The organism is Variovorax sp. J31P207 (assembly GCF_030316965.1).
In the GTDB taxonomy this organism is placed as follows: Bacteria; Pseudomonadota; Gammaproteobacteria; order Burkholderiales; family Burkholderiaceae_C; genus Variovorax; species Variovorax ginsengisoli_B.
Window position 1 is genome coordinate 1 of sequence record NZ_JASZYN010000032.1, and the last position, 12,230, is coordinate 12,230.

General features: G+C 65.1%; 11 protein-coding genes and 2 pseudogenes. 9 read left to right on the forward strand and 4 right to left on the reverse strand.

Annotated features, from left to right (window positions below):
- The first annotated feature begins 63 nt into the window (after positions 1-63).
- Positions 64-2,319 (forward strand): fatty acid oxidation complex subunit alpha FadB, encoded by a 2,256-nt coding sequence (fadB, locus tag QTI68_RS39825; RefSeq protein ID WP_286529903.1) that lies wholly within the window; start codon positions 64-66, stop codon positions 2,317-2,319.
- Between the two features lie 17 nt (positions 2,320-2,336).
- Here fadB and QTI68_RS39830 read toward each other — a convergent pair whose 3' ends face one another.
- Positions 2,337-3,539, reverse strand: coding sequence for an ABC transporter substrate-binding protein (locus QTI68_RS39830; RefSeq protein WP_286529905.1), 1,203 nt, complete (start codon positions 3,537-3,539; stop codon positions 2,337-2,339).
- A 217-nt stretch (positions 3,540-3,756) separates the two neighbouring features.
- Here QTI68_RS39830 and QTI68_RS39835 point away from each other — a divergent pair, with 217 nt between their 5' ends.
- The 8 genes from QTI68_RS39835 (at position 3,757) to QTI68_RS39870 (ending at position 10,737) form a co-directional block, all read left to right on the forward strand.
- Positions 3,757-4,935 (forward strand): acetyl-CoA C-acetyltransferase, encoded by a 1,179-nt coding sequence (locus tag QTI68_RS39835; protein ID WP_286529907.1) that lies wholly within the window; start codon positions 3,757-3,759, stop codon positions 4,933-4,935.
- Between the two features lie 81 nt (positions 4,936-5,016).
- Complete coding sequence (locus QTI68_RS39840) at positions 5,017-5,820, forward strand: ABC transporter ATP-binding protein (protein ID WP_286529909.1); 804 nt, start codon at positions 5,017-5,019, stop codon at positions 5,818-5,820.
- Positions 5,817-6,533 carry an ABC transporter ATP-binding protein gene (locus QTI68_RS39845; protein ID WP_286529911.1) on the forward strand — a complete coding sequence of 239 codons (717 nt, stop codon included), beginning with the start codon at positions 5,817-5,819 and terminating at the stop codon, positions 6,531-6,533. Before QTI68_RS39840 ends, QTI68_RS39845 begins: the two co-directional genes overlap by 4 nt.
- Before the next feature lie 3 nt (positions 6,534-6,536).
- Positions 6,537-7,409, forward strand: a complete 873-nt coding sequence (locus QTI68_RS39850; RefSeq protein ID WP_286529913.1) for a branched-chain amino acid ABC transporter permease — start codon at positions 6,537-6,539, stop codon at positions 7,407-7,409.
- Positions 7,410-7,433: 24 nt separating this feature from the next.
- Positions 7,434-8,459 (forward strand): branched-chain amino acid ABC transporter permease, encoded by a 1,026-nt coding sequence (locus QTI68_RS39855; RefSeq protein WP_286529914.1) that lies wholly within the window; start codon positions 7,434-7,436, stop codon positions 8,457-8,459.
- Between the two features lie 46 nt (positions 8,460-8,505).
- On the forward strand, positions 8,506-9,318 hold the full coding sequence (locus QTI68_RS39860) for an enoyl-CoA hydratase-related protein (protein WP_286529916.1): 813 nt from the start codon (positions 8,506-8,508) through the stop codon (positions 9,316-9,318).
- 126 nt (positions 9,319-9,444) lie between these two features.
- Positions 9,445-10,416, forward strand: coding sequence for a Bug family tripartite tricarboxylate transporter substrate binding protein (locus QTI68_RS39865; RefSeq protein WP_286529917.1), 972 nt, complete (start codon positions 9,445-9,447; stop codon positions 10,414-10,416).
- A gap of 147 nt (positions 10,417-10,563) precedes the next feature.
- The gene (locus tag QTI68_RS39870; RefSeq protein WP_286529919.1) at positions 10,564-10,737 is read left to right on the forward strand and encodes a hypothetical protein; all 174 of its coding nucleotides are present in this window, start codon (positions 10,564-10,566) and stop codon (positions 10,735-10,737) included.
- Between the two features lie 354 nt (positions 10,738-11,091).
- Here QTI68_RS39870 and QTI68_RS39875 read toward each other — a convergent pair.
- From QTI68_RS39875 to QTI68_RS39885, 3 genes and pseudogenes are all read right to left on the reverse strand, one after another.
- Positions 11,092-11,258 (reverse strand): annotated as a pseudogene (locus QTI68_RS39875) (IS3 family transposase); the annotation flags it as partial.
- A 3-nt stretch (positions 11,259-11,261) separates the two neighbouring features.
- Positions 11,262-11,640 (reverse strand): annotated as a pseudogene (locus QTI68_RS39880) (transposase); the annotation flags it as partial.
- Between the two features lie 145 nt (positions 11,641-11,785).
- The coding region (locus QTI68_RS39885) for a branched-chain amino acid ABC transporter permease (protein WP_286529921.1) at positions 11,786-12,230 on the reverse strand (445 nt) is incomplete at its 5' end.

A 12,230-nucleotide genomic window follows, 5' to 3' on the forward strand; every position in this document is an offset into this window, starting at 1 on the left:
TCGGTGGCGCAGGAAGGGTTGATTCGTGTACGGAGGTAAAGGGCCGCGGCTGCGGCAGCCGGCGTGCGGGCCACTTCGATTCGTCGCTTTGGACGATGCCGGTCCGCGGGGCCTCTCTCTAAACTTTTCTCCAGGGCGGGCGTGTTGCCGGCCATAAGGAGATATCTCTTGTTCCAAGGCGAAAGTATCGGCGTCCTGCCGTTGGGTGAAGGACTGGTGGAGTTGCGTTTCGATCGCCGTGGCGAAGCGATCAACAAGCTGGATGTCCGCACCATCGACGAGTTCCGGCAGGCGACCCTGCTGATCGCAGCCTCGTCCGGGGTGCGCGGCGTGCTGGTCACCAGCGCGAAAGACGTGTTCATCGTCGGTGCCGACATCACCGAGTTCGGCGCCACATTCCGAAAAACCGAGGCTGAACTCGCGTCGGGCGTGCGCGCCAGCAACGAGCTGTTCAGCGCCTTCGAGGACCTGAAGGTGCCCAGCGTGGTCGCGATCAACGGTTTCGCGTTGGGCGGCGGGCTCGAACTCGCGCTGCTCGCGCCATTGCGCGTGATGTCGGACACGGCTCAGGTCGGCGTGCCCGAGGTCAAGCTCGGCCTGTTCCCCGGCTTCGGCGGCACAGTGCGCCTGTCGCGCTTGGCCGGCTTGGCCACGGCCGTTGACTGGGTTGCAAGTGGGAAGCCGGCCAAGGCAGTTGCGGCGCTGGCCGCCGGCGTAGTCGACGAGATCGCCAGTCCTGACACGCTGCGTGAGAAGGCGCTGGATTTGCTGCAGCGTGCGGTGCGCGGCGAGGTCGACTGGCAGGCCGCGCAGCAGCGCAAGCGCGTGCCTCTGGCGATGTCGGCACAGGAAGCCGAAGACTTGGTCGAGACCGCGCGCACCGCGCTGCTGGCGCGCGGGCCCAGGCACCAGCCGGCAGCTGCGATCGCGTTGGAAATGATGGCGCAGGCTGCGAGCCGGGACCGTTCGGGCGCGCTGGACCTCGAAGCCGCCGCCTTCGGGCGCGTCGCCAAGACCCAGGCCGCCTCGTCGCTGGTACAGGCTTTCCTCAACGAGCAGGCGTTGAAGAAGCTCTACAAAGCGCACGCGCGCGAAGGTCGCAAGGTCACGCAGGCGGCGGTGCTGGGCGCCGGCATCATGGGCGGCGGCATCGCCTACACGAGTGCACTGCACGGCACGCCGGCGCGCATGAAAGACATCGCGCGGCCCCAGCTCGACCTCGGCATTGCCGAAGCGTCGAAGCAACTGGCCAAACAGGTCAAGAACGGCCGGCTCGCACAGGAGCGTGCCGATGCGTTGCTCGCATCGATCCGGCCGCAGCTCGACGAGGCCGGCTTCGACGAAGTCGATTGCGTGATCGAGGCTGTGGTGGAAAACGTCGAGGTCAAGCGCAAGGTGCTCAGCGCGCTCGAAGGCGTCGTCAAGCCCGGTACGGTGATCGCCTCGAACACATCGAGCTTGCGTATCGACGACATCGCGCAGCCACTGACGCGGCCCGAGGATTTCGTCGGCATGCACTTCTTCAACCCGGTACCCGTGATGCAATTGGTCGAGGTGATCCAGGGCACGCGGACCCGCGCTTCTGCAGTGTCCACGGCCGTTGGTTATGCGGTGGCCATGGGCAAGACGCCGATCGTGGTCAAGGATTGCCCGGGCTTCCTGGTCAACCGGATCCTCACGCCTTACATCGCCGCCTTCGCGCAACTGGTCGCCGACGGCGCCGACTTTGAGAAGGTCGACCGCGTGATGGAGTCATTTGGCTGGCCAATGGGTCCGGCCTATCTGCAGGACGTGGTCGGCATGGACGTCGGCGTGCATGTCGGAGCGGTGATCTCGGCCGGCTATCCGCAACGCATGCGCACGGTCGCGCAGGATGCTGTCAAGCTCATGGTGGCGAACAAGCGCTACGGCCAGAAGAACGGCGCGGGCTTCTACCGTTACGAGACCGACCCGACCGGCCGGCCGCGCAAGTTCTCGGCACCCGAGGCGCATGCGCTCGTCGCGACGCTGCAGCCCGACGGGCCGCGCGATTTTTCCGACTCCGACATCGTCGAACGAATGATGCTGCCGCTGATCGTCGAGGCTGCACATGCGTTGGAAGAGGGCGTGGTCGCCACGCCGGCCGAGTTGGACATGGCACTGCTGCTGGGCGTCGGTTTCCCAGCGTATGCGGGCGGCGCACTGAAGTATGCGGACTGGCTCGGGATGGACCGGGTGGTCGCATTGAGCGAGCGCCATGCGGCGCTCGGCCCGATGTACGTGGCCACGTCGCGTATGCGCGAGATGGCCGCCAGCGGCGCGCGCTACCACACGCTCTGATCGCCGCAGCGCCTGGCTCAGGAGCCGTCGCCGATCGGTCCGCCGACCGGCACCCACTTGGCACCGTCGAACCTCTGCAGCTGCATGCGCCGGAAGCCCGTGTAGTCGGTGGGCGTGAATCTCATCTTGAGGCCGGGCGCCAACATCGGAGCGGCGTAGTCGCTCAGCGTGGTTAGGCGCCTGAGCACCTCCTCGCGCGTCGGGTTCGGACCCGCGGCACGCAATACGTGCACCAATGTGTTGCTGGCCACATAGGCGTAGACGTTGTTCATGCTGCTGATGTCGCCCTTGGGGTAGTACTTCTTCATCCAGGCGAGCCATTCGAGGTAGTCGGCATCCTGATGCCAGCGCGGGTCGGTCGGGTCCTTGATGACGGTGGCGGTCAGGATGCCTACCGACTTGTCCAGGCCGGCATTCACGAGCGTCGGCGAGACCGATGCCGAGATGTAGCTCAGGTAGATCGTCGGCTTCCAGCCTAGATCGTGGATCTTGCGAATCGCCTGGCTGGTTTGCTTTGAAAGCGTACCCATCACCAGCGTGTCGACGCCAGCAGCGCGCAGCGCGACGACCTGCGAATCGACCGTCGGATCGGTGAGCTCGTAGCTTTGCTCGGCCACCATCACTTTCGAGGTCTGCGTACCCAGGCCGGCTTTGATGCCGCGCAGGTAGTCCTTGCCGAAGTCGTCGTTCTGATAGAGGACGCCGACCCTGGCATTGGGTGTGTCGCGCAGGATGTGCGACGCGTAGGCACGTGACTCGGCGTAGTACGAGAGCAGTCCAGGCACAGTCCAGGGCGTCTTGTCGGGTGTCTGGAAGATGTGCGAGCCCGACATCACGAACAGCTGCGGCACCTTCTTCGCGTTGAGGTACTTCTGCACCGAGGCGTTGGGGGCAGCTCCCTGTGAGGCGAACATCAGGAAGACGTTTTCCTGCTCGACCAGCTTGCGCGTCTGCTCGACCGTCTTCGACGGCGTGAAGGCATCGTCGAGCGCCATGAGCTTGAGCTTGCGCCCATGGATGCCGCCCTCGTCGTTGATCTTGGCGAAGTAGCTCTCGGCTGCGAACCCCACGCTGCCATAGCTGGAGGCGGGGCCGCTGAAGGGCTGGGTCGAACCGATGAGGATTTCGGCTGAACTGATGCCGGGTTCGGCTGCGTGCAGCAGCGGGCAGGTGAAGGCCGTACTCACCAGGGCGGCGATGAAGTGACGTCTGAAATGCATGGAACAATCTCCGTCGCTCCGTCGAATGCGAAGCGCCGGGCAGTGTGTGGCCGGCGTGTTTGCTCGTGTATCGGCGAAAGCGACGAAATTTGCGTGGTCCGGGGCGGCTGCGGGCGCTGCAAAGAGGTGGTTTCAAAATCGTCCGTTCCGACGACGCTGGGTGCGGCCCTGGCGCCAACAATGCCCTCACTGCTACTTTCGAAACTGGAGAACCTCAATGCCCGAAGCCTATATCGTCGCCGCCGCCCGTACTGCTGGTGGCCGCCGCAATGGCCGTCTTGCTGGCTGGCATCCCGCCGACCTGGCTGCCCAGGTGCTCGATGCACTGATCGCGCGCACCGACACCGATCCGGCGCTGATCGAGGACGTGATCATGGGCTGCGTCGGCCAGGCCGGCGAGCAGTCCAACAACATCGCGCGCAACGCGGTCATGGCCTCGCGCCTGCCCGAGTCGGTGCCCGCGACCTCGGTCGACCGCCAGTGCGGTTCGTCGCAGCAGGCGCTGCACTTCGCGGCCCAGGCCGTGATGTCGGGCGCGATGGACATCGTGATCGCCGCCGGCGTGGAAAGCATGACGCGCTTGCCCATGGGAACGCCCAGCATCCTGCCCTTCAAGAACGGCCTGGGCTCCTATGTGAGCCCGGGCATGGCCGCGCGTTACCCCGGCGTGGAATTCAGCCAGTTCACCGGCGCCGAGCAGATCGCGGTGAAGTACGGATTGTCGAAGGAACAGCTCGACGCCTACGCGCTGCACAGCCACCAGAACGCCATCGCCGCGACCCGCGGCGGGCGCTTCGGCGACGAGATCGTGCCGATCGCGGTGCGCCTGGCCGACGGCAGCGAGACCGGCGAGATGCACACCTCAGACGAAGGCATCCGCTACGAAGCCACGCTGGAAAGCATCGCCGGCGTCAAGCTGATCACCGAAGGCGGGCGCTGCACCGCGGCCACCGCGAGCCAGATCTGCGACGGCGCGGCCGGCCTGCTGGTGGTCAACGAACGCGGCCTCAAGACGCTGGGCGTCAAGCCGCTGGCCCGCGTGCACCACATGACCGTGATCGGCCATGACCCGGTGATCATGCTCGAGGCGCCGATCCCCGCCACGGAGCGCGCGCTGCAGAAGGCCGGCATGAAGATCGACGACATCGATCTCTACGAAGTCAACGAAGCCTTTGCACCGATCCCGATGGCTTGGCTGCAGACGCTGGGTGCCGATCCGGCCCGCCTCAACGTGCACGGTGGCGCGATCGCGCTGGGCCATCCGCTGGGCGGCTCGGGTGCCAAGCTGATGACCACGCTGGTGCATGCATTGGGCCAGCGCGGCAAGCGCTATGGGTTGCAGACGATGTGCGAGGGCGGTGGTCTGGCGAACGTCACGATCATCGAGCGGCTCTAGTTCGCGGCGCCGGGTGATCGGGCGGCCCCTGGCGACTGCGTGGGCAGCGCCTTCTCATTCCCTACAAAAAGAGATCGAAGCATGACCCATGACAACGATCGTGGAGACAAGGCCCTGCTGCACATCGACTGCGTCTCGGTACGTTTCGGCGGCATCGTGGCGCTCGACGGCGTGTCCTTCGACGTGCAACGCGGGCAGATCTGCGGATTGATCGGCCCCAACGGCGCCGGCAAGAGCACGCTGTTCAACTGTCTCTCGCGCCTCTACGAATGCAACACCGGCCGGATCACCTTCGGTGGCCATCCGCTGTCGACGATGCTGCGCCATCGCATGGCGGGCATCGGCATCGGCCGAACCTTCCAGAACCTGGCACTGTTTCGCACGATGACCGTGCGCGAGAACGCGCTGGTGGGTTGCCACAGCCAGCACCACGCGGGCTTCCTGCGCAATGCTTTCCGACTGCCGGGCGCGGCGCGCATCGAGGCGCAGGCGCGTGAGCGCGCCCAGACGCTGATCGATTTCCTCGACCTGGGCAGGGTGGCCGAACGCACCGTGGCCGACCTGCCTTTCGGCACGCAAAAGCGCGTCGAGCTCGCGCGCGCGCTGGCGGCGGAGCCCCAACTGCTGCTGCTGGACGAGCCCGCGGCCGGCCTCAATCACGAGGAACTCGAGAGCCTGGGCGCGTTGATCCGCGATATCCGCGACCGCCTCAAGGTCACGGTGCTACTGGTCGAGCATCACATGGGACTGGTGATGGGCGTGTCCGACAAGGTCGTGGCGCTCAACTTCGGCAAGAAGATCGCAGAGGGCACGCCCGCGGAGGTGCGTGCGCATCCGGAAGTGATCCGCGCCTATTTGGGCGCGGAAGATGAGGTCGCAGCGTGAGCCCGATTCTGGAAGTGCGCGGCTTGCGCGCAGCCTACGGCGCCACGCGCGTGCTGCAGGGCATCGACCTCGACATCGCCGACGGCGAGATCGTTGCGCTGCTGGGCGCCAATGGCGCGGGCAAGACCACCACGCTGCGCGCGCTGTGCCAGGCAATGGTGTGGACCGAAGGCAGCATTGCGCTGATGGGGCAGCGCATTGACCGTCGCTCGACCGAGCAGATCGCGAAGCTGGGCGTGGGCCACGTGCCCGATGGCCGCGGCACTTTCCTGGGCCTGACGGCCGAGGAGAACCTGCGGCTAGGCGCCTACGCACGGCCCAGCCGCGCCGGCGCCGATGCCGACATGGAGCGCATCTACGGCTACTTCCCGCGCCTGAGGGAGCGCCGCGCCCAGCAGGCCGGCACGCTCTCGGGCGGCGAACAGCAGATGCTGGCCATCGGCCGCGCGCTCATGGGCAAGCCCAGCCTGCTGCTGCTCGACGAGCCCTCGTTCGGGCTCGCGCCATTGATCGTCAAGGACATCTTCGCGATCATGCGGCGCATCAACCAGGAGGAGCGCGTGTCGATCCTGCTGGTGGAGCAGAACGCCAAACTCGCGCTCGACCTCGCCGATCGCGCCTACCTGCTGGAGACCGGGCGCATCGTGTTGTCCGGCCCCTCGAGCGACATCCGCCGCGACGGCGCCGTCCGTCGCGCCTACCTGGGCGAATAAAGCATGAACGCTTTCCTGCATCAACTGCTCGCGGGCCTCGCCTCGGGTGGCATCTACGCCAGCGTCGCGCTGGCCCTGGTGGTGATCTACCAGGCCACGCACCACATCAATTTCGCGCAAGGGGAAATGGCGATGTTCTCGACCTTCATCGCGTGGATGCTGATCCAGGCCGGGCTTCCGTACTGGCTCGCGTTCGTCGCGACCGTGGTGCTGTCCTTCGTGCTGGCGGCAGCGGTGGAGTTCACCGTGATCCGGCCGATGCACGACAAGCCTGCCCTGTCGGTGGTGGTCGTGTTCATCGGCCTGCTGGTGATCTTCCACAGCCTCGCGGGCTGGCTGTTCGGCGATACGATCAAGCAGTTCCCCAGCCCGTTTCCGTCCGATGCCTGGTACAGCAGCGCGATGATGTCCGCGCACGAGGTGGGCGCCATCGTCGTCACGTTGGTGGCGGTTGCCGCGCTGTTTTCCTTCTTCCGCTTCACGCCGCTGGGCCTGGCGATGCGCGCCGCCGCACAGAATGCGGCCTCGTCGCGGCTCGTGGGCATCAACGTCGGGCGCATGCTGATGCTGGGCTGGGGCCTGGCCGGCGCGATCGGCGCGGTGGCCGGGATGATGGTTGCACCGGTGGTCTTCCTCGACCCCCACATGATGACCGGCGTGCTGCTCTACGCCTTTGCAGGCGCGCTGATCGGCGGCATCGACAGCCCCCTCGGCGCAGTGCTCGGCGGCTTCCTCGTGGGCGTGCTGGAGAATCTCATCGGCACCTACGTCGTCGGCACCGAGCTCAAACTGTCCGTCGCGCTGGTGCTCATCGTCGGCGTGCTCATCTTGCGCCCGGCGGGCCTGCTCGGCCGCACCGTTGTCACCCGCGTCTGATCAAGTGGCCAAGGACTCCCGTACATGAACTCCCTCAACGCCACGTCCCGGGCGCCCATCGTGGCGGCCGCCGCTCCGGCGCCTACCGTTGCACGCCGCGGTGGCTTTGCGCGCGGCTGGATCGGCACGCTCGCCGTGCTGGCGCTGCTCGCCATCGGCCTCACCTTCGTCGCCAAGGGCTTCCAGCTGTTCCAGGCCACGATGGTGCTGTCGTATGCGATCGCGCTGCTGGGCCTGAACATCCTGACCGGCTATAACGGCCAGATCTCTCTGGGCCATGGCGCGTTCTACGCCATCGGCGCCTACACTACGGCCATCCTCATGGAGCATGCCGGCACGCCGTACTGGGCCACGGTGCCGGCCGCGGCCGTGGTCTGCCTGGGGGTGGGCTACGCTTTCGGGCGGCCCGCGCTCAAACTGGAGGGGCTGTACCTCGCGCTCGCTACCTTCGCGCTGGGCGTGGCCATGCCGCAGCTGCTCAAGTACAAACACCTCGAAGCTTGGACCGGCGGTGTGCAGGGCATCGTGCTGATCAAGCCCGATGCGCCTTTCGGCCTGCCGCTCACGCCCGACCAGTGGCTCTACCTGTTCGCGCTGGTCGTCACTGTGATCATGTTCGTCATCGCGCACAACCTCCTGCAAAGCGGCACCGGACGCGCGATGCGGGCCATCCGAGACCACGCCATGGCGGCCGAGGCCATGGGTGTGGACAACAAGCACTACAAGTCGATGACCTTTGGCGTGTCGGCCGCTTACACCGGCGTCGGCGGCGCGCTGTCGGCCATCGCGGTTCAGTTCGTGGCGCCCGATTCGTTCACGCTGTTCCTGTCGATCTCATTGCTGGTCGGCATCGTGATCGGCGGCGTGGGCACGTTGTGGGGTGCAATATTCGGTGCCATCTTCATCATGTTCGTACCCTCGCTGGCCGAGAAGGTCTCTAAGGCCGCGCCCTGGGCCATCTATGGCGTGGTACTGATCGCCATCATGTTCGCGATGCCGGGTGGCGTGATCGGCTTGCTGCGCAAGATTCAGGCGCGTTTGAAGGCCTAGAGATGAGTGCGATCCCGCCTGTTTTCCAATCTTTCCCGGAGACCCCATGAACCCGACCGATGCCGATTCGTCCCTGTTGTTCGAACGCGATGGCGACGTCGCGATCCTGAGCCTGCAAGTGCCGACTCGGCTCAACCCGCTCACGCTCGATATCCAGCATGGCCTGCGCGATCGCCTGGCGCGGTTGCGCGACGAGGGCGCGGTGCGCGCGCTGGTATTGACCGGCGTGGGCAAGGCCTTCTGCGTGGGTGCAGATTTGTCCAGCATGGGGCCGGACGAAGGTGGCGGCAGTCTGGGGCAGCGCACGGCCGATACGATGGCAGCGCTGTCGAACCGGTTGATTGCCGACATCCGCGCCTTGCCGTTTCCGGTGGTGAGCGCGATCAACGGCGCGGCGGCCGGCGCGGGCGTGGGCCTGGCACTGTCAGCCGACGTGGTGATCGCGGCACGCTCGGCCTACTTCTACCTTCCATTCATGCCTCGGCTGGGCATCGTCCCCGACCTGGGGACGACATGGTTTCTCGAGCGCTCGGTCGGCCGCGCGCGCGCTGTGGGCCTCACGCTGCTGGGCGATCGGCTGAGTGCCGAGCAGGCGGTGCAATGGGGGCTGATCTGGGCCTGCGTCGACGATGCGGTGCTGCGTCGTGAAGCGTTGGCCATCGCCCAGCGCCTGGCGCGCCTGCCCGGGCATGCGGCACGCGAGATTCGCAATGCATACGAATCCGCCGGCAGCGTTTCGCTGGAGTCCCAGATGCACTACGAAGCTGAGCGCCAGCGCGAGCTGATCGACCGGATCGAGTTCAGCGAAGGCGTGAAAGCCTTCATCGAGAAGCGCGACCCCGTGTTCACGCGCAACTGAGCCCAGGCGAGCGATACCCGTTCTCCACCATGGTGTCGCCGTGCGCATGGCCGTCAATATCGTCTATAGCGACGACGAAGTCCGGATGGGGTATAAGCAGAATTGCGCGGAACATCGGAGACAAAGATGAAATTTCTGCGCACTTTCAGCGTCGGCATCGTGGCATGCGTGGCGCTTGGATTTTGGGTTCCTGCTTCCGCGCAGCCCTATCCGAGCAGGCCCATCAAACTGATCACCGGTTTTCCCGCCGGCGGCCCCTCGGACACCGTCGCGCGCTCCATCGCCAAGGCGCTGGAAGATGAACTGCAACAGCCGGTTGTGGTCGACAACCGCGCGGGTGTCTCGGGCATCCTTGGCTTGGAAGAGGTGACCAAGAGCGCGCCTGATGGCTACACCATCGGCCTCCTGGCCAACACCACTACCAATGCGCTGCACTTCCATGGAAAGAAGCTGGACATGGAATCCCGCTTCATGCCGGTAGGTCGTTTCGTGACCACGCATGTCGCGCTTGTGGTGAACCCCGCGATGATGGACGTCAAGACGATTTCGGAGTTCATCGACCATCTTCGTCGTCATCCGGGAACACCAGTGACCAGTGCGGGGTACGGCGGCATCGGCCACGTCGGGCTCGAACTGCTGGCGCTCGAACAAAAGGTCGCGATCACCTATGTCTCCTATCGTGGAGCCGCACCCGCGATGCAGGACGTTATTGGAGGTCAGGTGCCGGCCATGGTGATTGACGTGGCGTCCGCGCTCCCCTTTGTCCAGTCGGGCAAGCTGCGTCCGATTGCCATCGTCAGCACCCTGCGCGCGCCCAGCCTTCCAGACGTGTCGACCGCGATCGAGCAGGGCTACAAGTCGCTGCAAATCGAGTCCAGCATGGGTATCTTGGTGCCGCCCAAGACCCCCCAGCCGACGGTTGATCGCCTGCGGGCTGCGTTGAAGGCCGCCGTCAATGGCAAGACCTACACGGCAGCCGTCAGTCAGCAAAGCAACGCTCGCTTCTTTGAGGATGCTGATCGATTCAAAGCATGGCTTCAAACGGACTTCGATCGCTTCGGCGAGGTGATCCGAATCGCCAACATCAAGGCGCCGTAGGGTAGGTCTGGTGCCTCCATGTCGCAGTCATGCGCGCGCTGATGCAAGCGAATCAAAGGCTCACCGGCCGCTGGCTGGCCCCAAAGACATCGACTTTGCCGGCCAGCGCGCGGACCTTGAACTGATCCAGGCATTGGTCGACAGAAGGTGGGCGGCAGCCATTCGTTCTCCGGAATCGGCAACCTGATTCTCGGCGGCACGGTCTGGACTTACGCCGACGACGCAGCGGGCGATTGTCTCGGTTGGACCGGTTCTCTGGAGGTGCCGTCGGGCGGCCAGCGCGGGCAAAGTTTCGGCCTCAGTGTGATGCACTTGAACTGAACTTCGACTATGTGCGCAAACTCGCACCGACCTGATGCTCACCTGGGCGAGCTTCCTCACGCTCGCTTCGTCATCGTCGGCCAACCGAGTTCGAGCGGTAGCTGGCTCTGCGTCCGGGAAGCCGGGATCAATGCTGCTCTCAGCGGCACCGTCGGAGGCAAACAGATTCCCTGCTCGCTCGCCTGCCGTCAATCTGCAACTGCAGTATGCACAGGACGTGCGTACCCGCAATGGCATTCCACTGCGCTCACTTCAGGCGCGACTGGCGAAGGCTTACTGGCAAGCCCCTCTAAACTAGAGGGTCCCTGCGCTTGCGCAGCACTTTGACCCTGCCTCGTTTCCACGTACACCAAGTCACGCAGGCAAGAGGCTGAGTTCCCTTTCGACAGGGGCAAGGTGTCCGATGGCCGTGTGCACGCGCACGCGGTTGTAGAAGGCCTCGATCCAGTCCACGATGTCCAGGCGAACCGTGCCCGAGTGTCGTAGCGTACCTGGTAGATCCTCTCGACTTTCAGCGTCTTGAGGGGAGTCAGCCCATAACCTTTCTCGCGAGGCAGGTGGACGAGCATGGCGAATCGGCTTGATCGCTCGACCAGCGTTCAGATCGCGGAACGGTTCAAACCAATGATCAGATCACCCTCCCAGTTTTCCGGGCACAGCGCGATCCTCTGCCTCTGCGGGACGGCTGGAGATCATCACATCCTCACTCACGTGCGCCCACGCCTTGGCCTGCGCCCAGGCCCGCGTCACGCGCAACGCCCGTCCGGTGCGCAGGCAGCTCACCAGATCGTGCCGGAGAGCACCCCAGTCCTGAATGAAGAGGGCGTGGTAAATCGCTTCGTGAGAGATGAGCATAAATTCTTCATATGGGAAGTCGACGTGCAGCCGGTTGGCAATCTGTTCAATTCGGGCACGCCAGGCCCACGCAAGGGCCGCGACGCGCAGCAAATCGATACCGAGCCTGCGCGATCGAGCCATCCGGATGCGTCGAGATCACCTTACTCACTCATCCGCGATTGCAAATTGTGTTCTGCAGACCATACTTAGATTAGTTTCGTCGAGGGCCAAAGAGCGCCATCACCTCGCCCATGATCCCGCGCCGGAAGGCTAGCACGCAGATCACGAAGATCAGGCCCGTGACCATGGTCACCGATTCGCCCAGCGTGTTGAACCAGTCGATGGTCGTGAGGCGGGCCAGCAGGTGGCCCAGTTCGCCGATCTTGTTCTCCAGCAGCACCACCACGGCCGAGCCGACCAGCGGGCCCGACAAGGTGCCGAGGCCGCCGACCAGCGTCATCAGGATGACCTGGCCGGAGGCGCTCCAGTGCACGTCCGACAAGGTCGCGAAGCCCAGCACCAGCGTCTTGAGCGAACCGGCGAGCCCCGACAGCGCGGCCGAGATCACGAAGGCCAGCAGCTTGAAGCGGCTGACGTCATAGCCCAGCGAGAGCGCGCGCGGCTCGTTCTCCTTGATGCCCTTCAGCACCTGGCCG

Coding starts and splice junctions, on each gene's coding strand:
- QTI68_RS39860 (WP_286529916.1), top strand. CDS start 8,506: ATGAACCCGACCGATGCCGATTCGTCCCTGTTGTTCGAACGCGATGGC.
- QTI68_RS39850 (WP_286529913.1), top strand. CDS start 6,537: ATGAACGCTTTCCTGCATCAACTGCTCGCGGGCCTCGCCTCGGGTGGC.
- QTI68_RS39835 (WP_286529907.1), top strand. CDS start 3,757: ATGCCCGAAGCCTATATCGTCGCCGCCGCCCGTACTGCTGGTGGCCGC.
- QTI68_RS39830 (WP_286529905.1), bottom strand. CDS start 3,539: ATGCATTTCAGACGTCACTTCATCGCCGCCCTGGTGAGTACGGCCTTC.
- QTI68_RS39865 (WP_286529917.1), top strand. CDS start 9,445: ATGAAATTTCTGCGCACTTTCAGCGTCGGCATCGTGGCATGCGTGGCG.
- QTI68_RS39840 (WP_286529909.1), top strand. CDS start 5,017: ATGACCCATGACAACGATCGTGGAGACAAGGCCCTGCTGCACATCGAC.
- QTI68_RS39855 (WP_286529914.1), top strand. CDS start 7,434: ATGAACTCCCTCAACGCCACGTCCCGGGCGCCCATCGTGGCGGCCGCC.